The organism is Streptomyces sp. Root1310, assembly GCF_001426425.1.
Lineage (GTDB): Bacteria > Actinomycetota > Actinomycetes > Streptomycetales > Streptomycetaceae > Streptomyces.
The window spans coordinates 214,335-235,055 of the sequence record NZ_LMEQ01000002.1; the positions used below are offsets into that span (position 1 = coordinate 214,335).

General features: G+C 72.0%; 21 protein-coding genes. 13 read left to right on the forward strand and 8 right to left on the reverse strand.

Annotation, left to right across the window (positions count from 1 at the left end; all coding sequences use genetic code 11):
- The first annotated feature begins 163 nt into the window (after nucleotides 1-163).
- A complete protein-coding gene (locus ASD48_RS10615; protein WP_079073706.1) occupies nucleotides 164-1,093 on the forward strand; it encodes a glycosyltransferase in 930 nt (309 codons plus the stop codon).
- A 607-nt stretch (nucleotides 1,094-1,700) separates the two neighbouring features.
- Nucleotides 1,701-3,761 carry an AfsR/SARP family transcriptional regulator gene (locus tag ASD48_RS41695; protein WP_057601255.1) on the forward strand — a complete coding sequence of 687 codons (2,061 nt, stop codon included), beginning with the start codon at nucleotides 1,701-1,703 and terminating at the stop codon, nucleotides 3,759-3,761.
- A 232-nt stretch (nucleotides 3,762-3,993) separates the two neighbouring features.
- Here ASD48_RS41695 and ASD48_RS10625 read toward each other — a convergent pair whose 3' ends face one another.
- Nucleotides 3,994-5,742 (reverse strand): bifunctional 3'-5' exonuclease/DNA polymerase, encoded by a 1,749-nt coding sequence (locus ASD48_RS10625; RefSeq protein ID WP_057601256.1) that lies wholly within the window; start codon nucleotides 5,740-5,742, stop codon nucleotides 3,994-3,996.
- A 119-nt stretch (nucleotides 5,743-5,861) separates the two neighbouring features.
- Entirely contained in the window at nucleotides 5,862-6,632 is a 771-nt protein-coding gene (locus ASD48_RS10630; RefSeq protein WP_057601257.1) for a Clp protease N-terminal domain-containing protein, read from the reverse strand.
- 91 nt (nucleotides 6,633-6,723) lie between these two features.
- Here ASD48_RS10630 and ASD48_RS10635 point away from each other — a divergent pair, with 91 nt between their 5' ends.
- Entirely contained in the window at nucleotides 6,724-7,962 is a 1,239-nt protein-coding gene (locus tag ASD48_RS10635; RefSeq protein WP_057601258.1) for a DUF2786 domain-containing protein, read from the forward strand.
- 27 nt (nucleotides 7,963-7,989) lie between these two features.
- Here the strand turns inward: ASD48_RS10635 and ASD48_RS10640 are convergent, their stop codons facing one another.
- The 4 genes from ASD48_RS10640 to rpmB form a co-directional block, all read right to left on the reverse strand.
- Complete coding sequence (locus ASD48_RS10640) at nucleotides 7,990-8,535, reverse strand: DUF4232 domain-containing protein (protein WP_057601259.1); 546 nt, start codon at nucleotides 8,533-8,535, stop codon at nucleotides 7,990-7,992.
- A 260-nt stretch (nucleotides 8,536-8,795) separates the two neighbouring features.
- Nucleotides 8,796-9,323 carry a lipase chaperone gene (locus ASD48_RS10645; RefSeq protein WP_057601260.1) on the reverse strand — a complete coding sequence of 176 codons (528 nt, stop codon included), beginning with the start codon at nucleotides 9,321-9,323 and terminating at the stop codon, nucleotides 8,796-8,798.
- A gap of 159 nt (nucleotides 9,324-9,482) precedes the next feature.
- Nucleotides 9,483-9,788 (reverse strand): 30S ribosomal protein S14, encoded by a 306-nt coding sequence (gene rpsN / locus ASD48_RS10650; RefSeq protein ID WP_057601261.1) that lies wholly within the window; start codon nucleotides 9,786-9,788, stop codon nucleotides 9,483-9,485.
- On the reverse strand, nucleotides 9,788-10,024 hold the full coding sequence (gene rpmB, locus ASD48_RS10655) for a 50S ribosomal protein L28 (RefSeq protein WP_057601262.1): 237 nt from the start codon (nucleotides 10,022-10,024) through the stop codon (nucleotides 9,788-9,790). The genes rpsN and rpmB overlap by 1 nt, the downstream gene beginning before the upstream one ends.
- Before the next feature lie 74 nt (nucleotides 10,025-10,098).
- Here rpmB and rpmG point away from each other — a divergent pair, with 74 nt between their 5' ends.
- The 5 genes from rpmG (at nucleotide 10,099) to ASD48_RS10680 (ending at nucleotide 13,281) form a co-directional block, all read left to right on the forward strand.
- Nucleotides 10,099-10,263 (forward strand): 50S ribosomal protein L33, encoded by a 165-nt coding sequence (gene rpmG / locus ASD48_RS10660; protein WP_057601263.1) that lies wholly within the window; start codon nucleotides 10,099-10,101, stop codon nucleotides 10,261-10,263.
- Nucleotides 10,264-10,272: 9 nt separating this feature from the next.
- Nucleotides 10,273-10,536 carry a type B 50S ribosomal protein L31 gene (locus tag ASD48_RS10665; protein WP_057601264.1) on the forward strand — a complete coding sequence of 88 codons (264 nt, stop codon included), beginning with the start codon at nucleotides 10,273-10,275 and terminating at the stop codon, nucleotides 10,534-10,536.
- A complete protein-coding gene (locus ASD48_RS10670; protein ID WP_057601265.1) occupies nucleotides 10,533-11,681 on the forward strand; it encodes a GTP-binding protein in 1,149 nt (382 codons plus the stop codon). Before ASD48_RS10665 ends, ASD48_RS10670 begins: the two co-directional genes overlap by 4 nt.
- 3 nt (nucleotides 11,682-11,684) lie before the next feature.
- The gene (rpsR, locus tag ASD48_RS10675) at nucleotides 11,685-11,921 is read left to right on the forward strand and encodes a 30S ribosomal protein S18 (RefSeq protein WP_057601266.1); all 237 of its coding nucleotides are present in this window, start codon (nucleotides 11,685-11,687) and stop codon (nucleotides 11,919-11,921) included.
- Between the two features lie 1,141 nt (nucleotides 11,922-13,062).
- Nucleotides 13,063-13,281 (forward strand): DUF397 domain-containing protein, encoded by a 219-nt coding sequence (locus ASD48_RS10680; protein WP_052183895.1) that lies wholly within the window; start codon nucleotides 13,063-13,065, stop codon nucleotides 13,279-13,281.
- Nucleotides 13,282-13,461: 180 nt separating this feature from the next.
- Here the strand turns inward: ASD48_RS10680 and ASD48_RS10685 are convergent, their stop codons facing one another.
- The gene (locus ASD48_RS10685; RefSeq protein WP_057601267.1) at nucleotides 13,462-13,944 is read right to left on the reverse strand and encodes an ATP-binding protein; all 483 of its coding nucleotides are present in this window, start codon (nucleotides 13,942-13,944) and stop codon (nucleotides 13,462-13,464) included.
- 374 nt (nucleotides 13,945-14,318) lie between these two features.
- Here ASD48_RS10685 and ASD48_RS10690 point away from each other — a divergent pair, with 374 nt between their 5' ends.
- The 5 genes from ASD48_RS10690 (at nucleotide 14,319) to ASD48_RS10710 (ending at nucleotide 19,277) form a co-directional block, all read left to right on the forward strand.
- On the forward strand, nucleotides 14,319-15,143 hold the full coding sequence (locus ASD48_RS10690; RefSeq protein ID WP_057601389.1) for a helix-turn-helix transcriptional regulator: 825 nt from the start codon (nucleotides 14,319-14,321) through the stop codon (nucleotides 15,141-15,143).
- A gap of 122 nt (nucleotides 15,144-15,265) precedes the next feature.
- Nucleotides 15,266-16,726: an aldehyde dehydrogenase family protein gene (locus ASD48_RS10695; RefSeq protein WP_057601268.1), complete on the forward strand. Its 1,461-nt coding sequence runs from the start codon at nucleotides 15,266-15,268 to the stop codon at nucleotides 16,724-16,726.
- Nucleotides 16,727-16,823: 97 nt separating this feature from the next.
- Nucleotides 16,824-17,465 (forward strand): PadR family transcriptional regulator, encoded by a 642-nt coding sequence (locus ASD48_RS10700; RefSeq protein WP_057601269.1) that lies wholly within the window; start codon nucleotides 16,824-16,826, stop codon nucleotides 17,463-17,465.
- A gap of 82 nt (nucleotides 17,466-17,547) precedes the next feature.
- Nucleotides 17,548-18,519, forward strand: a complete 972-nt coding sequence (locus ASD48_RS10705; RefSeq protein WP_057601270.1) for an ATP-binding cassette domain-containing protein — start codon at nucleotides 17,548-17,550, stop codon at nucleotides 18,517-18,519.
- Nucleotides 18,516-19,277 (forward strand): ABC transporter permease, encoded by a 762-nt coding sequence (locus ASD48_RS10710; RefSeq protein ID WP_057601271.1) that lies wholly within the window; start codon nucleotides 18,516-18,518, stop codon nucleotides 19,275-19,277. The genes ASD48_RS10705 and ASD48_RS10710 overlap by 4 nt, the downstream gene beginning before the upstream one ends.
- 23 nt (nucleotides 19,278-19,300) lie before the next feature.
- Here the strand turns inward: ASD48_RS10710 and ASD48_RS10715 are convergent, their stop codons facing one another.
- Nucleotides 19,301-20,707, reverse strand: coding sequence for a glutamate decarboxylase (locus tag ASD48_RS10715; protein ID WP_057601272.1), 1,407 nt, complete (start codon nucleotides 20,705-20,707; stop codon nucleotides 19,301-19,303).
- Nucleotides 20,708-20,721 lie beyond the last annotated feature (14 nt).

Here is a 20,721-nt window from a genome sequence, read left to right on the forward strand (position 1 = left end):
GGGGCCGGATCGGCGGAACCGGCTTAGGCAGAACCGGCATGAACGGGAAGCAAAATGAGGCGGCGTCGGAGCAACGCCCGCACCTGAGGCAACATCTAGGTGAACGACGGGCCCGCGCGTGGACGGGACGCGGTCGCGTCGAGGGCCGGACGGAGTGAGGGACGTGGTGGACGTGGGGGACATCGGGGGTATCGCGGACGCGACGGAGCCGAGGATCGCCGTGGCCGTGGTGACCATGGGCAACCGGCCCGCCGAGGTCGACGCGCTGCTGGAGTCGGTGGCCAAGCAGGACCTGGCGCCCGCCCGCATCGTGATCGTCGGCAACGGCTGCGAACTCCCCGACTTCGCCCAGCGCCTCTTCCTGCCCGGCGAGGTCACGACGATCGACGTCGACGAGAACCTCGGCTGCCCCGGCGGCCGCAACGTCGCCCTCGCCCGGCTGAGGGAGTACGGCGACGTGGATGTCGTGGTCGATCTGGACGACGACGGGCTGCTCGTCGACGCCGATGTGCTGAGCCGCGTCCGCGACCTGTACGCCGCCGACCCGCGCCTCGGCATCGTCGGCTTCCGTATCGCCGACGAGCACGGCGAGACCCAGCGCCGGCACGTGCCGCGCGTCGGCGCCTCGGACCCGATGCAGGGCGGATACGTCACCGGCTTCCTCGGCGGTGGCCACGCCCTGAGCATGGCCATGCTCGTGGAGACCGGCGACTGGCCCGCCGAGTTCTTCTTCGCGCACGAGGAGACCGACCTCGCCTGGCGTGCCACCGACGCCGGCTGGAAGATCCTCTACGCGCCCGAGCTGCTCCTCCAGCACCCCAAGACCTCGCCCGCCCGGCACGCGATATACCACCGGGTCACGGCCCGGAACCGGGTCTGGCTGGTCCGCCGCAACCTTCCGCTGCCCCTCATCCCGGTCCACCTGGGCGTCTGGATGGCCGTCACCCTCCTGCGGACCCGCTCGCTCGGCGGTCTCAGGGCGTGGTTCGGCGGGTTCGCGGAGGGCGTGCGCAAACCGGCCGGACATCGGCGGCCCATGAAGTGGCGGACGGTGTGGCGGCTGACCCGGCTGGGCAGGCCGCCGGTCATCTGAGGAATCGTCGGGACCACCGGTACGGGTCCGGACGGGTTCGAGCTGATCCGGTCCGGACGGGTTCGAGCTGATCCGGTCCGGACGGGTTCGAGCTGATCCGGTCCGGACGGGTTCGAGCTGATCCGGTCCGGACGGGTCCGAGCTGATCCGGTCCGGACCGGATGGAACCACGGAACGGAACCGTCGTAACGGGCGGGACGGAATGGGGCGCGGGGCCCGGTCGGTCACCTCCGCCGACCGAGGCCCCGCGCGCCCCCGGATCCGGCCGCGGCGGCGACGCTCCCCCGAGTTGCGCGTCGACACGCGCGCACCGTCGGGCCGATTCCGATGATGTGATCACATCAGATCGCGCCAACGGATCGCTAACATGTGCCAACGGTTCTTCGTGTCGTCGCTGGTCACTTGATGTTCCGGTGGAGGGGGCGGCCGACTACGCGTCCCGAGCGCGAGCGACCCGGCAGAGCGAATCGGTGAGGTGACGCGTCACCCGACTCGTGGTGTGACTTGGCGAGGCGCCGGGCCATGGCGGCTCGGCGGGGCGTTGGCAAGGCGATTTGGCATGGCAACTCAGCTACAGACACTCGGTCGGACCGGGCGTGGAAGGGCGATGGGCGGCGTGATGCGGCGGTACGGGCTGCGGTTCGGGCTGCTGGGCCCACCGGTCCTGTACACGGCCGACGCGCCGGACGCCGAGTGCGAGGCAGGCGTCCCGCCCTACGACACCGTCCGCAGCCCGAAGGTACGTGCCCTGCTGGCGTCCCTGCTCCTCGACGCGGGCCGGATCGTGCCCGTCGAGTCGCTCAAGGAGGCGCTGTGGGGTGGCGCGCCGCCGGCGTCCGCGCAGGCCTCGCTGCACAATCACGTGACCCGGCTGCGTCGGCTGCTCGACGACCCCGAGCGGCTGCGCGCGGTGCCGCCCGGCTACCGGCTCCGGGTCGAGCACGGCGAGCTCGACGTCCACGTGTTCGAACGGCACGTCGCCGCGGCACGCGGCGCGCACGCCGCCCGGAACTGGGAACGCGTCGCGCGTGAGTGCGCGGCGGCACTCGCGCTGTGGCGGGGCACCCCGCTGAGCGGACTCCCGGCCGACCTGGGCGGCTATGCCTTCGTACGACGCCTGCGGGAGGCCCGGCTGCTCCTGCTGGAGTGGCGCTACGACGCCGAACTCGCCCTCGGCGAAACGCGGTCCGACCGGCTCGTCCCGGAGCTGACGGCCCTGGCGGCCGACCATCCGCTGCGCGAGGCCTACCACCGTCAGCTGATGCTCGCGCTGCACCGCACCGGCCGCCAGGCCGAGGCCCTCGCCGTCCATCGCGACCTGCGCGCCCGCCTCGCCGAGGAGCTCGGCATCGAACCAGGCCCGGCCATACGCGACGCCCATGTGGAGATACTGGCCCCCACGACCGACAATCGCCCGACTCCGACTCCGACTCCGACTCCGACTCCGACTCCGACTGCGGATCCGCAGTCGGATCCGACGCAGGCTCAGGCTCCTTCGGCTCTCACGCCGACAACCTCCCCTCCAGCCCCGGCCGCCGAGCCCGAGCCCGAGGCTCCGCCCCAGCCCGCGCTCACGTTCACGCCCAATTCCGCACCCGGTCTGGCCCACCCGCGCACCCGACCGGCGCAACTTCCGCCTCCACCGGCCTACTTCACCGGTCGGGTCGAACCCCTGCGCCTCCTCCACCGCACCCTTGCCGAGGGCAGTCGGGTCGTCGTCCTGAGCGGTATGGCCGGCGTAGGCAAGAGCGCGCTCGCGCTGCACGTCGCACACACCCTGAAGGAACGTTTCTCCAATGGGCAGCTCTACCTCCACCTGCACGGCGCCACCCCCGGCATGGCACCCCTCACGGCACCCCAGGCGCTCACCGCCCTGCTGCGAGACCTCGGTACCGACCCCCGGAACATCCCGGAACACCCTGACGCCGCATCGGCGTTGCTGAGGACCCTGCTCGCGCCGACCCGCACGCTCGTCGTACTGGACGACGTCGCGACCGCCTCCCAGGTCCGCCCGCTCCTGCCGGCCGGCCCCGGCTGCGCGGTGATCGTCACCAGCCGCTCGCCGCTGACCACGCTCGACGGCGCACACCGCTTCCCGCTCGGGCCGCTGTCGGGCGAGGACAGCGCGGCCCTGCTGCGTGCGGCGTCCGGTCCGGGCGAGGGGCGTGCCGTACTGGACGCGGCGCATCCCCTTGTCCACCTCACCGGCCGCCTCCCGCTCGCACTGCGCGTCGTTGCCGCCCGACTCGCCGCGCGCAGCGCCCTCACCCCGGACGGGCTGGCCGGTCAACTTGCCGACACCGAGAGCAGGTTGCCCCACCTGGAGTACGACGATCTCAGCGTCCGCCGGTCCCTCGCGGTGGCCCACGACGCGCTCGCCGCCTCCGCACGCCAGGCCGACCGGGACGCGGCCCTCGCCCTGTGCCGCATCGGCGCGCTGGACCTGCCCACGTACGACGCCCCCCTCCTGGCCCGACTCACCGGCACCGACGAACCCCGCGCCGAGGCTGCGCTGAACAGGCTCGTCGACGTGGCGCTCCTCGAGGAGCACGCATACGGCCACTACACCCCTCACGACCTGGTACGAGACTTCGCCCGCGAGCTCGCGAAGGGTGACGGGGCCGACAGGGTCGACGGGGTCGACGGGGCCGACGAGCCGAAGGCCTGAAGGGCGGAGCCCGAGCTGCCCTGATCCGAACCGCCTAAGTCCGAACCCCCGGAGTCCGATGCGCCTCCGATGCGACACCGACGCTACGCCGACTCGACACCGACGCTACGCCGATTCGACACCGAGTGACCTCGGCCTCGACCTTCCGCCCACGCAACACCGACCGTGCTTCACAGGCCTGGTCATCGACCGGGCGACCACCGTCCAGCCACGACCACCCGACCGAGCACGGTCACTTCGCGTCGGCGTAGCACTCCACCACCGCCGTGGTGAACGGAAACCGCACCGGTGTCTCCCCGAACGTCAGCCGTCCGGCCAGTTCGGACGCTTCACGGATCGCGGCGACGACCGCCTCGGCCTCCTCCTGCGGACAGTGCACGATCACCTCGTCGTGCTGGAAGAAGACCAGCTCGGCCGCCATCCCCGCGCAGGCCTGCCGTAGCGCGGCGAGCAGCAGCAGCGCCCAGTCGGCGGCGCTGCCCTGGACGACGAAGTTGCGGGCGAACCGGCCACGCGCGCGGGCGTTGGTCGAGGCGTACCCCGGCACCCACTGCCGCTCGGCAGCGCTCTCGTCGTCTCCGCCGGGACCACCAGGACTGCCAGGACTGCCGGGACCGCCGAGGCCTGCGGAGTCGACGGGGATGCCGGCCTCCTCCGTACCCTCGTCACCCGCCCCGCTCGCCGGAGGGCAGGTCCGGCCGAGCCAGGTCCGCACGAGCCGTCCCTCCTCGCCGGCCCGCGCCGCCTCGTCGACGTAGGCCACCGCGCGCGGAAAGCGGCGGCGCAGCGCGGCGAGGTTCTTCAGACCGTCCCCGGAGGTCTGGCCGTAGACCGCGCCGAGGACGGCGAGTTTCGCCTGGGCGCGGTCGCCGGAGAAGGCGCGGTCGGAGACGGACTGGTAGAGGTCGCTCTCCCGGCCGGCGACCTCCATCAGCCCGGGATCGCGGGAGATCGCCGCCAGCACGCGCGGCTCCATCTGGTCGGCGTCGGCGACGACGAGCCGCCAGCCCGGGTCGGCGACCACCGCCCGCCGGATGACCTTGGGGATCTGGAGGGCGCCGCCGCCGTTGGTCACCCAGCGCCCGGTGACCGTGCCGTGGGCGAGGAACTCCGGCCGGAACCGCCCGTCCCGCACCCAGTCCTGGAGCCAGGACCACCCGTGAGCCACCCAGATGCGGTACAGCTTCTTGTATTCGATCAGCGGCTTCACGGCCGGGTGGTCGAGGGACTCGATCTCCCAGCGCCGGGTCGACCTGATCCGGATGCCGGCCTGCGCGAACGCCTTGACCACGTCGGCGGGCAGGTCGGGGCGGACCCGGCGCCCGAAGGCGGCGGACACCTCGTCGGCGAGCTCGGCCAGCCGCCGGGGCTCGCCCCCGCCCGCGTACCGCTCGCCGAGCAGGTCGTGCAGGACCGCGCGGTGCACCTCCGCGCTCCACGGCAGCCCGGCCCGGTTCATCTCGGCGGCCACCAGCATCCCGGCCGACTCGGCCGCCGTCAGCAGCCGCATCCGCGCCGGGTGTTCGGCCAGTCCGTGCCGCCGCTCCTGCTCGGCGTAGACGGTGAGGAGGTCTTCGAGCGGCAGTCGCACGGCGGTGTCCTGCGCCTCGAACAGCGAGGACTGCGCGCCGGGCACGGCGGAGCGCTGCGGCGGGTCCGGCGGTACGGGGCCGCCGCGCAGCCGGGCCAGTGCGGCGGCCGCCGAGCGGGGCTCTCCGGAGCGCCCCTCGTGGCCCAGGAGGAGGGTCTCGGCGTCCTCGACGTCGTAGCACCGCTCCACTCGCACCCCCGTGGCGAGCAGACGCGGATACACCTCGGCCGTGGAGCGCCAGACCCACCGGGTGACGTCGGGCCGCTCGCGCACGGCCCGCGCCAGGTCCGCCTCCCGCAGCACCGGGCCGGCGGGCAGCCCGCCGGGACCGAGGGGGGCGAGTTCCACGCCACCGTCCTCGGCCGGAGCGAGTGCCCACCGGTCGGCCATGCTGCGAGTGTGGCAGCAGGGTCTGACAACGCCCCTGCCCGCCGCTCCCGCCCCTGCCCGCCCAATCCGCGCTGCTCGCGCCCCTGCCCGCCGCTCTCCGCCGCTCCCGCCCCGGACGGCTACTCCTGCCCCTGGCCCCCTGACCCCCCTTGCCCCTGGTCCTGCCCGTGCTGCACCGAGATCGCGGCCAGAACCCTCGCCACATACCGTTCGGTGCCGGTCTTGTCGACGCCGAGGCCGCTGAGGACGCCCTCGCCGTTCTCGAACTCCAGCAGCGCCAGCAGGATGTGCTCGGTGCCGATGTAGTTGTGGCCGAGGCGGAGCGCCTCGCGGAAGGTGAGCTCCAGGACCTTCTTGGCCTCCGGGCCGTAGGGGACCAGCTCGGGCGCCTCCGCCACGGCGGGCGGGAGCGCGGCGGTCGCGGCCTCACGCACCGCGTCCAGGGAGACGCCCTGGTCGACGATGGCCTTCGCCGCGAGGGCCTCCGGTTCGGCGAGGAGGCCGAGGACGAGGTGCGCGGGCAGCCCCTCGGCGTTGCCGGCGGCCTTGGACGCGTTGTGCGCGGCCATGACCGCGTTCCGCGCGCGGGGCGTGTAGCGGGTGAAGCCCTGGCTCGCGTCGAGGTCGGCCGACTCCTTCGGCACGAACCGCTTCTGGGCCGCCTGCCGGGTGACGCCCATGCTCCGGCCGATGTCGGTCCACGAGGCACCCGAGCGGCGGGCCTGGTCGACGAAGTGGCCGATGAGATGGTCCGCCACGTCGCCCAGGTGGTCGGCGGCGATGACGGCGTCCTGCAGCTGGTCGAGCGGCTCGTTGTGGACCTTCTTGATGGCGTCGATGAGGTCGTCGAGACGGACGGACGAGGTGGTGCCGGGTCGTGGAGACGTCATGTGTCAACCGTAGGTTGACAGTGAAGAGGTGTCAACCCAAGGTTGTCACTCCCGTGGGCCTCGGCTCCGCGCTCCGTGACACGATCGACCGGTGAGCAGCACCCACCACAGCAGCCCGAGCGGCGGCCCGTCAGGCGGTCCGTCGGGCAACCCGTCAGGCGGTCCGTCCGGCGGTCCGTCCGCCGACTCGCCGGGCGACCCGTCCGGCACCGTCGAACGCGCCTTCCGGGCCGCGCTCTACGACACCGCCGACGCCACCCTCGACACCGGCGCCTCGCTTCTCGCCGCCGACCGCGCGGCGGACGCCGAACTGGTCCGGCGGGGCGAGGAGTTCGTGGCGGCGGCCTGGCGGCGGGGCTGGCAGCCCGCCGACCTCGTACGGTTCGTACGGCGCGAGCTGGACGACGTCCACGTCGGCCTGGTGAGGGAGCTGATCCGCGCGCAGGCGCGTGACGACCGTGCGCGCGGGCGGCGCTGGGCGGCCCAGCTGGCGGAGCTGTCCGCCGACACTCCGCCTCAGCCCGCCCCGCCCGCCACCGACCGCTTCTCGCACGCCACCACGGTCCTGGAGCTCTACCGTCTGCTGCTGCGCCTGCCCGGGCTCGAACCCCTCCAGGAGTCCGAACCGCACCGGCAGTCCCGCCCGGGTTCGCACTCCCGCATGCTCACCCGCATCCGCGCGCTGCTCGCCAAGGCCGAGGCGAGCGGTTTTCCGCAGGAGGCGGAGGCGCTCACCGGGAAGGCGCAGGAGCTGATGGCCCGGCACAGCGTGGACGAGGCGCTGCTCGACGCCCAGGCGCCGGCCCCGGACGCGCCGGGCGCCTGCCGGATCGGCGTCGAGCCGCCGTACGAGCAGGCGAAGGCGGTGCTGCTGAACGCGGTCGCCGACGCGAACCACTGCCGGGCGGTGTGGAACGAACCCTTCGCCTTCTCCACGGTCGTCGGCTTCGAGGCCGATCTGGAGGCGGTGGAGCTGCTCTACACCTCGCTGCTGGTGCAGGCGCAGTCCGCGATGGCGAAGGCGGAGGCGGCCCAGCGGGCCGGCGGCCGCAGGCGGACCAAGACCTTCCGGCAGTCCTTCCTCGCCGCCTACGCCCACCGCATCGGCACCCGCCTGGGCGAGGTCACCGCCGCCGCCGAGACCCGGGTGACCGAGGAGTTGCTGCCGGTGCTCGCCTCCCGCGAGGTCGCGGTCACCGCCGCGACGGACCGGATGTTCCCGGAGACGGTCTCCACCCGCCTGCGCGGAGTCACCGACGAGGCGGGCTGGACCGAGGGCGCCGAAGCGGCGGACCGGGCCAGGATGCGGTCCCGGCCCCGGCTGCCGTGACCCCGGGCGGGGCCGCTGCCCGGTGGATCAGTCGCCCGCCTGCTGGAAGGCGCTCACCGTGGCGTCCGGCACCTTCCCGCTCTTGAGGGCGACAGCGCCGTACGACCAGGGGAAGCTCTGGTCGGCCGAGCCGCCCGGCAGGCCGTACTTCACCGTCTTGACCGCGAGGCTCTGGTCGCCGCCGTCCTCGCCGCGTACGTAGGTGATCGTGAAGCTTGCGGTGCCCTGTGCCGGGACGGTCAGCGCCTGCGCCTCGGCGGCCTCGTCCTTCGGGACGCTCGTGGAGCCGCCGTCGGTGGTGAGGTCGACGGTGGGGAAGCCGTCCAGGGTGCACTCCGCGCCCTTGTTGGTGAGCGTGACGGTGACGTTGCCGCTGTCACCGGCTGCGGGAGCGGCGTTGACGGGGCCGACGTCCTGGCCGAGGTCGGCGGCGGCGCAGGCGCCACCGGCGGAGCCGGTCGATTCGGCGGCCTTGCTCTCGTCGGTGCCGGAGCCGCTGTCGTCCCCGCCGCCGCAGGCGGTGAGGAGCAGGGCCGCGGCGAGAGCGGTGACGGTGAGGGGAACGGCGCGCATGAGTGATCCCTAGGGTTTCGTGACGGTGCTCGAAGGATCATCGTGCACGCGCGCGTGCACCTGTCGCGCGCCCCCGCTCTCGTGACCCCCGCTCTCGTGACCGCTTCACCACCCGGGCCGTTCCAGGCACCCCGGCGTCCGAGCCGGTACAGCCCCTCGGCGTCCGAGTCGTTCCAGCCGACCCGGGCCGCCCCACCCGAGCCGTCCCAGCCGTCCGAGCCGTTCAGGGCCTCGCGAAGCCGCGAGGGCTGCCGGACCGACTACCCCAGGCCGGGCGAAGGCAGCCCGGACGGCCACTGGCCGCCCTCCGCCTTGGCGAACGTCTCCTTGCCGACCGCACCCGACCAGGTGACCTTCAGGGACTTCGCGTCGGCGGAGTCGACCATGCCGGTCGTCCGGTCGTCCGTCCCGCTGGTGCACTTGAGGTGGATCATCTGCATGCCCGCCTCCTCGCCGGCGGTCCCGCTGCACACGGTCCCGCCGGTCACGAAGAGGGCGGCCTGCTTGCCGGTGATGATCAGGGCGACGGCCTTGCCGTCCGTCGTGGCGAGCCAACTGCCCTCCAGTTCGCCGGAGGCGGAGACGGAGGCCGGGGCGGACCCGGAGTCCGTCGCGCCGCCCGTGCCTCCGGTCGCCGTCGTGGGCGTTGCCGAGGAGCCGTCGTCGGACCCCCCGTCGTCACTGCACCCGGTCAGCACGAGGACGCCCGCCAGCGTGGCGGCCGCGGCAACGGCCGCGGCCCGCACCGGCCGACGGGACGCGCGCCGCGAGAAGATCGCCGAAGTCACTGCAAGCTCCCAAGCTGTAGCCGGCCGACCGGGTCGACCGCACGGACCGCGGACCGTACGGACCGCGCGGCCGTACGGACCGTGCGCCCGTACGGACCGGTAAGGGACCGCAGCAAGCTACCAGCAAGGCCCCGCGGAACACTGGGGGTGGCCTGTGACCTACCAGGACGACTTCCGGACCCCGGGCAGATGTCCGGCGTGGGCCTGCTCCCGCAGGTTCACCCGGGACAGCCCGAACGTCCGGAGGTATCCGCGCGGTCGCCCGTCCACCTGGTCCCGGTTGCGTACGCGCGTCGCGCTCGCGTCCCGCGGCTGCGCGCGCAACTCCCGCCGGGCCGCCTCTCGTTCCGGGTCGGTCGACGCCGGCCGCCGGATGATCTCCTTCAGCTCGGCCCGCCGTGCCGCGTACCGCGCGACGGTCTCCTGCCGCTTGCCGTTCTTCGCGATCTTGCTCTTCTTCGCCATCAGATCCGCACCCCCCGCGCGCGGATGCGTGCCACGGCCGCCTCGACGCCGATCGTGTCGACGGTCTTGATGCCCTTCGTGCTCAGCCGCAGCCGTACGTGGCGGCTCTCGCTCGGCAGCCAGTAGCGCCTGGTCTGGATGTTCGGGTCGAAGCGGCGCGAGGTGCGCCGGTGGGAGTGGGAGATGCGGTTGCCGAAGCCCGGCTGGGCGCCGGTCAGCATGCAGTGAGCGGACACGGGTGACGTACCTCTCCTCGGTCGATCTCAGGGCCGGTAGTGCTAATGGAATTCATTTTCAGTAAGGTAGCAGCATGGCACGCAACGAACTCCGCCCGGTCATCAAGCTGCGGTCCACGGCGGGCACGGGCTTCACCTACGTGACCCGCAAGAACCGCCGCAGCGACCCGGACCGCATGACCCTGCGCAAGTACGACCCCGTCGTCGGCCGTCACGTCGACTTCCGAGAGGAGCGCTGAACCACCGCCATGCGCAAGGGAATCCACCCGGCCTACGGTCCTGTCGTCTTCCGTGACCGCGCCGCGAACCACGCCTTCCTCACCCGCTCGACGCTGACCGCCACGGCGGGCGGCAGGACCGTCGAGTGGGAGGACGGCAACACCTACCCCGTCGTGGACGTCGAGATCTCCTACGTCAGCCACCCCTTCTACACCGGCACCGCCCGCGTCCTGGACACGGCCGGCCGGGTCGAGCGCTTCGAGCGCCGCTTCGGGAAGCGGGGCGGGGCGTGAGTCTGTCGGTCGTGATCGTCGGCGGACTGCACGCCGACGCCCGCCGGACGACGGTCGCGCGGCTGCTCGCCGACGTCCCGGGCAGCGTCGTCCTCCACCACGACCTCGCGACGGCCGGAGCGGGCACGGTCGTACGGACCGTCGGCGACGCCACCGGCGTCCTCTCCGTCGGCGAGGCGCCCCTGGTCAACGACTGCGCCTGCTGCGCCCTGCGCGAGGATCTCGTCCCCGAACTGCGCCGCCTCGCCGACGACGGCGAAACGCGTCTCGCGGTCGTCGAACTGTGGGACTCCGTCGAGCCCAAGGCCATGGCCGAGGTGGTCGTGGCCGGCGGGCTCACGGTCACCGGCGTCGTCACCGCCGTCGATCCGGCGCTGCTCCTGCCCTGCCTCGGCAACGGCGACGACCTCGCCGAGTGCGGTCTCGCCGCGGCCGCCACCGATCGGCGCACGGTCGCCGACACGTTCGCGCGCCAGCTGGAGTACGCGCCCGTGCTGGCCGTCGTCGACTCCGAGGAGGCCGACGACGAGGACCGCGAGCTGCTGGCGCAACTGCACCCGACGGCCCGCCGGGTCCGGATCGGGCCGGCCGGCCGTGCGGACGCGCGGTCGCCGCTGGTCCGGGCGGTGCTGGCCGGCTTCGACGTCGAGTCGGCCGCCGCCGCCCAGCACCCGGCCTGCGCGCTGCTGCCCGCCGAGGCCGACGCCCACGGGGTGAGCACGTTCGTCTGGCACCGGCGCCGCCCGTTCCACCCGGAACGGCTGTACGCGGCGCTGGAGGACCTGACCTGCGCGGCCGCCCGCAGCCGGGGCCGGTTCTGGCTCGCCGACAGACCCGACGTCCTGCTCCACTGGGACGCCGCCGGGGGAGCGCTGTGTGTGGAGTCGGCCGGACCGTGGCTCGCCTCCCTGCCCGACGCCGCCTGGGACATGGTCCCGCCGGTGCGCCGCGCCGCCGCCGCGCTGGACTGGCACCCCGAGCACGGCGACTGCTGCCAGCACCTGGTCTTCACGTCCCCCGGCCTGGACCGGGACGGCCTGGCGCACCTCCTGGAGTCCTGCCTGCTCACCGACGCCGAGTACGCCGCCGGCCGGGCCGCCTGGGAGCGGCTGCCGCGCGCCTTCGACACCCTCCTGGAGGTCTGACGCATGCCCCGCAAGACCGAGCACCGGCCCGCCAGGTCCCGCCCCAACCCGCTCGACCAGGCCAAGATCACGTACATCGACTACAAGGACACCGATCTCCTGCGGAAGTTCCTCTCCGACCGGGGCAAGATCCGCAGCCGCCGGGTCACCCGCGTCTCCGCCCGACAGCAACGCCAACTGTCCCGAGCGATCAAGAACGCCCGGGAAATGGCCCTGCTTCCCTGCACCACCCCCCGCTGACCCACCGACCCCCCGACCCACCGACCCCCCGACCCACCTACGAGCCTCCCCAGCCAGGGGCCGGTGCCGCCCTGCGCCCGGCCCCACCCCACTCGCTGCCCCACCCCACTCGCTGCCCCCCGTGCTGACCCACTCCACTCGCCGACCACTCCACCCACGGGCCTCCCCGCTCCAGGGGGCGGCCCTGCCCGGCCCACTGCACCCGCTGACCGCTCCATCCGCAGGGCCGGGCTGCCCGGGGTCCGCCCGGTGGGGCGCGACCGCCCCACCCCCCTTCCCGCGGCTGTCCTGTACGCGACCTGCCCGTCCACTCACGCCCCGCCCGGGAGTGGCTCCATCCGTAGTCCCGGGCCCGCTGTCTCCGTAGGGCCCGGACCTCACCCGTACGAGCAGATTCACCTGTCACGTCTACTCGCCCTGGCCGTTCGAAGTGGCCGTCGCCCCGACAGCGGGCCGAGGCGGCGATACGGCGTCGGGCCGTCTCCGTCCCGCCCTCGCGACCGACTTCGTCGTCGTGCGCGGGGGCGGCCGCCTTTCGTCGTTGATCGTCGTCGCCCGGCGTGTTGCGGTTCCGGCCGGGGCGGCGGACCGGTCGGGTCGTCCTCGGACGGACAGGTGCCGGGGGGTTTCGGCGCCGGGCGGGACGCCGGAGGTGTGCCCGGCTGCTCGCCGCCCGCCGCCCCGCGGTGCCGGGCGCACACCGGGAGGAGCCGCATCCGCTGGGGCGTCCTGCCGTGCCGAGCGGATGACGGGCATCCGCCGGAACCGCTCCTTTCGGGACGGCCCCACCGCCACACACCGGCTGCCGACGGCCGATCCGTTCCCGTGTCGACGGAACAGGACGGCCGTGTCACGCGTCTGTTCCTAGTGCAGGAGTAGTTCGATCCGGACGACTTTCACGTGGACCCGACGTCGACCGCCGACCCGGACGTGCGGGGCGGAACACCGGGTAAAGCGGGCGTCAAAGCTGTAACCAGGCAGGCACCCGGCGTGCACGTGCATCTGCTCATGCGTCTGCACATGAACGGGGTTATGATCCGGGACAGTTGACCACGGCACCAATGGCCACACGAGCCAGTGCACCACCAGGGAGCGACCTGTGGACCACCACGTTGACGGGGGGCACGACGTGTACAACGGCATGACGGCCACACAGCTGTACGGGGTTGCCTGGCAGAAGAGCCGGCACAGCAACTCGCAAGGTTCCTGCGTCGAGTTCGCACGGCTGCCGGGCGGTGACGTGGCCGTGCGCAACTCGCGCTTCCCCGACGGTCCCGCGCTCGTCTACACCCGCGCGGAGATCGAGGCGATGCTGCTGGGCATCAAGGACGGCGAGTTCGACCACCTGATCGCGAGCTGACGTCCCTCGACGCCCTCGCCCTCTCCTCGGCCGCCTTCTCCGTCTCCACTCGGTACTCCGTCTTTCCTCGATCCCCGACTTCCTCGGATTCCCTCCGGGCGCACCGGGATTTCGGACTTGTCGCACGAAAACGGAGGGCAACGCGCGTAGAACCGCGGCGTCAGAGCGCGCCGCGGTTCGTCATTCGGCAGGCGTGTGCAGCCGGAAGAGCGCCCAGACGACCTTGCCGCCCAGGCTGCCGGAGAGCGGGTGCCAGCCCCAGCTGTCGGCGAAGGAGTCGACGAGGAACAGGCCGCGGCCCGACTCGGCCGAGAAGTCGTCGCTCTCGCGGGGCAGCGGACTCTCCCGGCTGGGGTCGCGCACCGCGCACACGAGCCGCTCGGTCCACCGCATCAGGTGCAGTCGCACGGGCGGATGCTGCCGGTCCGGTATGTGTGGGACGTCGTCGGAGAGCCCGTGTCTCAGGGCGTTGGTCACCAGCTCCGAGACGACCAGACAGACATCGTCGAAACGGTCGCCGACGTCCCACTGGCCGAGGGTCCGCTTGGTGAACTGCCGGGCTTCGCGCACCGCTTCGAAGCGGGCGGGCAGGGCACACGAGGCGGCGTTGGACACGGCCGCCGGATCAAGCGGCGGAAGGCCCTGCCGTAACGGCTCGAGCATGGTCGATCCATTCGTCCCCATGCGAGGCACTCCCGGGATTCGCGGTCGTTGCGATGCAGCGGTGGCGCGAGACCATGGTTTCCGATGCGCTCTGCGGATGCAAGGGCAGATGCACGTGCACGTGACCGAAATGGACCCGCCCGTACCGCTTCTTGGCCATTTTTTCCGCCAACTTCTCGCCCATCAGGGCCACTTCTCTTGCTTTCCCCTCACTGTTCCCTCGCATCGCGCTGTACGTATCCTTTGTCTTCTTTCCATTTCTGTAATCGGACGAGTACTGCTCGAAGTGTTTTAGTGGCAGACTGCGGCCCCTAGGACGGTTGGGGAGGCTGGCGAACGTGAGCGCGGGAGAGCCCGGATCGGTGGTGCGGCGGATGCTGCTCGGCTCGCAACTACGGCGGCTGCGCGAGGCACGCGGCATCACGCGCGAGGCGGCGGGTTACTCGATCAGGGCTTCGGAGTCGAAGATCAGCCGGATGGAACTCGGCCGGGTGAGCTTCAAGACCCGGGACGTGGAGGACCTGCTGACGCTGTACGGCATCACGGACGACACCGAGCGCCAGGCGCTCGTCGGACTCGCCCGTGAGGCCAACGTGGCGGGCTGGTGGCACAGTTACTCGGACGTCCTGCCCAACTGGTTCCCCACCTACGTCGGCCTGGAGGGCGCGGCCGCACTGATCCGCGCGTACGAGGTCCAGTTCGTGCACGGCCTGCTCCAGACCGAGGCGTATGCCCACGCGGTGGTCAGCCGGGGCATGAAGGGGGCGAGCGCGGCCGACATCGACCGGCGGGTGGCGCTGCGTCTGGAGCGGCAGAAGTATCTCGTCGCCGAGAGCGCCCCCGACTTCCACATCGTCCTCGACGAGGCGGCGCTGCGCCGGCCGTACGGCGACCGCGGGGTGATGCGCGGACAGCTCCAGCATCTGATCGAGATCTCCGAGCGCCCCAACGTGCGGCTTCAGGTGATGCCGTTCAGCTTCGGCGGGCACTCCGGCGAGTCCGGCGCCTTCACCATCCTGAGCTTCCCGGAGTCCGACCTTCAGGACGTCGTCTACCTGGAGCAGCTCACCAGCGCCCTGTACCTCGACAAGCGTGAGGACGTCGCGCAGTACGAGCAGGCGCTGAAGGAGCTCCAGCAGGACAGCCCCGGGCCGGACGAGAGCCGGGACCTCCTGCGCGGACTGATCCAGCTGTCCTAGGGATTCCCCTAGGCGCCTCCTGGAACGGCCCCAACTCCCTTGAAACCCCCGTACGATGACGTGTGATCAGATCGTGATGCCGATCGATCGCAGCCGATCGCAGCAGGGGATTGAGGGATCACATGACGTCCTACTTCACTGACCTGGCCCAGCAGTACATCGACGGTAAGTGGCGTCCGGGGACCGGGTCCTGGGACATCATCGACTTCAACCCCTACGACGGCGAGAAGCTGGCCTCGATCACCATAGCCACGGTCGAAGAGGTCGACGCCGCCTACCGCGCGGCCGCCCGCGTCCAGAAGCAGTGGGCCGCGACCAATGCCTACGCCCGTCGCTCGGTCTTCGAGAAGGTGCTGCGGCTGGTCGAGGAGCGCGAGGCGGAGATCAGCGAGATCCTCGTCGCGGAGGCAGGCGGCACCTTCGGCAAGGCCGCCTTCGAGCTGCACCTCGCCAAGGAGTTCCTGCGCGAGTCGATCCACCTGGCGCTGCGCCCCGAGGGCCGCATCCTGCCCTCGCCGATCGACGGCAAGGAGAACCGCGTCTACCGGGAGCCGGTCGGCGTCGTCGGTGTGATCAGCCCGTTCAACGTGCCCTTCCTGCTGTCGCTGAAGTCCGTCGCCCCCGCGCTGGCCCTGGGCAACGGTGTGGTCCTCAAGCCGCACCAGAACACCCCGATCGCCGGCGGCACCGTGATCGCCAAGCTCTTCGAGGACGCCGGTCTGCCCCCGGGTCTGCTGAACGTCGTCGTGACCGACATCGCCGAGATCGGCGACGCCTTCCTGGAGCACCCGATCCCGCGGGTCATCTCCTTCACCGGTTCCGACAAGGTCGGCCGCCATGTCGCCACCGTCGCCGCCTCGCACTTCAAGCGGTCCATCATCGAACTCGGCGGCAACAGCGCCTTCGTCGTCCTCGACGACGCCGACGTCGACTACGCGGTCGACGCGGCCGTCTTCAGCCGCTTCGTCCACCAGGGCCAGGTCTGCATGGCCGCCAACCGCATCCTGGTCGACCGCTCGCTCGCGGACGAGTTCACCGAGAAGTTCGTCGCCAAGGTGAAGACCCTCAAGGCCGGCGACCCGCGCGACCCGCAGACCGCCATCGGCCCGGTGATCAACTCCCAGCAGGCCGAGGCCGTGACCGGCGCCGTCGAGCAGGCGATCGCCGAGGGCGCCACCGCCCTGCTGCACGGCACGACCACGGACAACCTCGTCGAGCCCTCCGTGCTGGCCGGTCTGCCCGCCGAGTCCGCCCTGCTCCAGCAGGAGGTCTTCGGCCCGGTCGTCTTCATCAACACCTTCGACGGTGAGGAGGAGGCGGTCCGCATCGCCAACGACACGCCGTACGGCCTCAGCGGCGCCGTCCACACCGCCGACATCGAGCGGGGCGTCGCCTTCGCCAAGCAGATCGTCACCGGCATGTTCCACGTCAACGACGCCACCGTCCACGACGAGCCGATCGTGCCCTTCGGCGGCGAGAAGAGCTCCGGCGTCGGCCGCCTCAACGGCGAGACGACCCTGGAGGCCTTCACCACCACGAAGTGGATCTCGGTCCAGCACGGCCGCAGCGGATTCCCGTTCTGAGCCGTCGGGTCCTCTGAGGGCCGGCGCTTCGGCGGCACGGCGGACGGGCGCCCGGGCACCTGACGGGCGCGTGTCCGCCACGCCATAACCTGGGCGCATGTCAGCGATCCGTCTTCTCGTGCTGGGCGCCGTGCGTCAGCACGGGCGGGCCCACGGCTACCAGGTGCGCGGCGACCTGGAGTACTGGGGCGCCCACGAGTGGTCCAACGCCAAGCCGGGCTCGATCTACCACGCCCTCAAGCAGATGGCGAAGCAGGGGCTGCTGCGCGAGCACGAGACGGCCCCGTCCACCGCGGGCGGCCCGCCGCGCACCGAGTACGAGATCACCGAGGCCGGCACCGAGGAGTTCTTCAGGCTGCTGCGCGAGGCGCTGACCTCGTACGACCAGAAGACGGACGTGAAATCGGCGGCCATCGGCTTCGTGGTCGACCTCCCGCGCGCGGAGGCCGTATCGCTCCTGAAGGAGCGCATCCACGGCATCGAGGAGTGGCGCTCCGCCGTCACCGAGCACTACGTCCCCGAGGACGGGCCGGAGCAACTGGGCCACATCGGGGAGATCATGAACCTCTGGATCCACACGGCCGACGCCGAGGCGGCGTGGACGCGGGGCCTGATCGCACGCATCGAGGGCGGCGCGTACACCTTCGCGGGGGAGGGCGAGCCGTTCGTCGGCGTCCTCGCGGAGGGCGAGGAGAACCCGTACGCCACGGATGAACGGCATCCGGGAGACGCTCGCTAATCAAGTTTGACTAGTGCGAGCCCCTCGCGTTACCCTGCCTCAGTAGTCAACTTTGATTAGTCGAGTGGACCGGGGGGCTTTCATGGCCGACAGGGCGATCACCGTCGAAGGTGTGCGCAAGAGGTACGGCGACACCCAGGCACTGGACGGGCTCGACCTCACGGTGGCCCGCGGCACCGTGCACGGGGTGCTCGGGCCGAACGGCGCGGGCAAGACGACCCTGGTCAGGATCCTGTCCACGCTGCTGCGGCCGGACTCCGGACGCGTCGAGGTGGCCGGCCACGACGTCGTGCGCCAGGCCAGGGAGGTCCGCCTGCGCATCGGACTGCTGGGCCAGCACGCCGCCCTCGACGAGGAGCTGGGCGGCCGTCAGAACCTGGAGATGTTCGGCCGCCTCCACCACCTGGGAGCCCGCCACGCGCGCGTGCGCGCCGACGAACTCCTCGAGCGCTTCGACCTCACCGCCACCGGCCGCAAGCCGGTCCGCGCCTTCAGCGGAGGCATGCGCCGCCGCCTCGACCTGGCCGCCTCCCTCATCGGCAACCGGCACGGCACCGACCCCGAGGTGCTCTTCCTGGACGAGCCGACCACCGGCCTCGACCCGCGCGGACGCGCCGAGGTGTGGTCCGCGGTCCGCTCGCTGGTCGGCGGCGGCACCACGGTCGTGCTCACCACCCAGTACCTGGAGGAGGCCGACCAGCTCGCCGACCGGATCTCCGTCGTCGACCGGGGCAGCGTGATCGCCGACGGCACGGCGGACGAGCTGAAGGCGCTGACCGGCGGCGACCGCATCGACGTCGTCCTGCGCGACGCGGGCCTGCTGGGCGCGGCCCTCGCGCTGCTGCCCCTGCCCAAGGAGGACGTCACCGTCGACCCCGACCGCCGCCTGCTCAGCGCCCCGGTCGCCGACCGCATGGCCGCCCTCTCCGCCGTGGTCCGCGCCCTGGAGGAGGCCGGCGTCGAGGCGGAGGACGTGGCCCTGCGCCGCCCCACGCTGGACGAGGTGTTCCTGCACCTGACCGGGCAGGACGACCGTACGAAGGAGACCGTGTGAGTACGTACGCGCTGACCGATTCCTGGACCATGACCCGGCGTGAACTCGCCCACTGGGCACGGCAGCCGGGCCGGCTGGTCGTCGGGCTCGTCTTCCCCGTGATGCTGCTGCTGATGTTCGGCTACCTGGTCGGCGGCGGCCGCGGGGTGAACGGCGACTACCTCGACTACCTGATGCCCGGCATGCTGGCCCTCACCATGGCCTTCGGCCTGGAGGGCACGATGCTCGCCGTCACCCAGGATCTCAACAAGGGCGTCATCGACCGGTTCCGGGCCATGCCGATGGCCGACGGCGCGGTCCTGGTGGGCCGTTCGGCGGCCGACATGCTCCAGTCGGCCGTCGGCCTGGCGGTGCTGATCGTCGTCGGCCTCGCGCTCGGCTGGCGGCCCCAGGGCGGGCCCGGCGCCTTCCTGGCCGCAGTCGGCCTGCTCCTCCTCTTCCGCTTCGCGATGCTGTGGATCGGCATCCATCTGGCGCTGGTGGCAGGAAAACCGGAGATGGTGCAGGCCGTGCAGATCCTGGTCTGGCCGGTCGGCTTCCTCTCCAACGCCCTTGCCGCCCCCGCCGCGATGCCCGGCTGGCTGGGCACCGCCGTCGAGTGGAATCCGATGTCCCGGACGGCGACCGCGGTACGCGACCTGTTCGGCGGGCTGGGCGCCGATCCGGCCCACGTGTGGGCGGCCACCGCCTGGCCCCTGGCCCTGCTGGCGGTCTTCTTCCCCCTGGCGGTCCGGAAGTTCGCCCGCATGAGCCACTGAGCGGGGCGGCACGCGGGCGGGCCCTAGTGGTGGAACCCGGTCGCCGCGGTCTTGTCCCGGGTCCGCGGTGCCGACTGCCGGCGGAGTTCCGGCAGCAGTCGGGACAGGTCCTCCACGAACATGTCGGCGAGGTCCTCCGAGAAGCCGTTTCTGCACACGACCCGCAGGACGGACAGGTCCTCCCGGTTCGGCGGGAACGTGTACGCGGGCACCAGCCAGCCGCTCTCGCGCAGCCGCCGTGAGACGTCGAACACGTCGTACGCGTCCACGCCCGGGGCCGTCGTGAAGGCGAACACCGGCAGCTCGTCGCCCCGGGTGAGGAGCCGGAAGTCGCCGAGCGCCTCCACCCGGTCTGCGATGCCCCGGGCCACGTCCCGCGTGGTCTGCTGCACCGCCCGGTAGCCCGCGCGGCCCAGTCTCAGCAGCGTGTAGTACTGCGCGACGACCTGGGCGCCCGGCCGGGAGAAGTTGAGGGCGAAGGTCGGCATGTCGCCGCCCAGGTAGTTCACCCGGAAGACCAGCTCCTCCGGCAGGGCCTCCTTGTCACGCCACAGCGCCCAGCCGACACCCGGGTACACCAGCCCGTACTTGTGCCCGGAGGTGTTGATCGAGGTCACCCGCGGGAGACGGAAGTCCCACACCAGGTCCTCGTCGAGGAAGGGGGCGATCATCGCTCCGGACGCGCCGTCCACATGCACCGGGATGTCGAGTCCGGTGCGCTCCTGGAGGGCGTCGAGGGCCGCGCAGAGGTCCGCGATCGGCTCGTAGGAGCCGTCGAAGGTGGAGCCGAGGATGCCGACGACGCCGATGGTGTTCTCGTCGCACAACTCGGCCGCGGCCTGCGGGTCGAGGTGGAAGCGCTCGCCCTCCATGGGGACCAGGCGGGCCTCCACCTCCCAGAAGTTGCAGAACTTGTCCCAGCAGACCTGGACGTTGACGCCCATCACGAGGTTGGGCCGGGCGCCCGGGTAGCGGTCGGCGTTGCGCTGCGCCCACCGGCGCTTCATCGCCATCCCGGCGAGCATGCACGCCTCGCTCGACCCCGTCGTCGAACAGCCCACGGCGGACGACGGGTCGGGCGCGTTCCACAGGTCGGCGAGCATCGCCACGCAGCGCCGCTCCAGTTCGGCGGTGCGCGGGTACTCGTCCTTGTCGATCATGTTCTTGTCCCGGCACTCCGCCATCAGGATGCCGGCCTGCGGCTCCATCCAGGTGGTGACGAAGGTGGCCAGGTTGAGGCGTGAATTGCCGTCCAGCATCAGCTCGTCGTGGACCAGCTGGTACGCCGCCGACGGGGGCGTAGGGCCGTCCGGCAGCCGGTGCTTGGGCGGCGCCTCGACCATGCCGCTGACCGGATCGGCCTCGCCGTAGAAGGGATTCACCGACAGGGGACGCTCGTCGGACTTCTGAGGACCTTTGTGCAACGCCATGGGAGTGCCTCCTG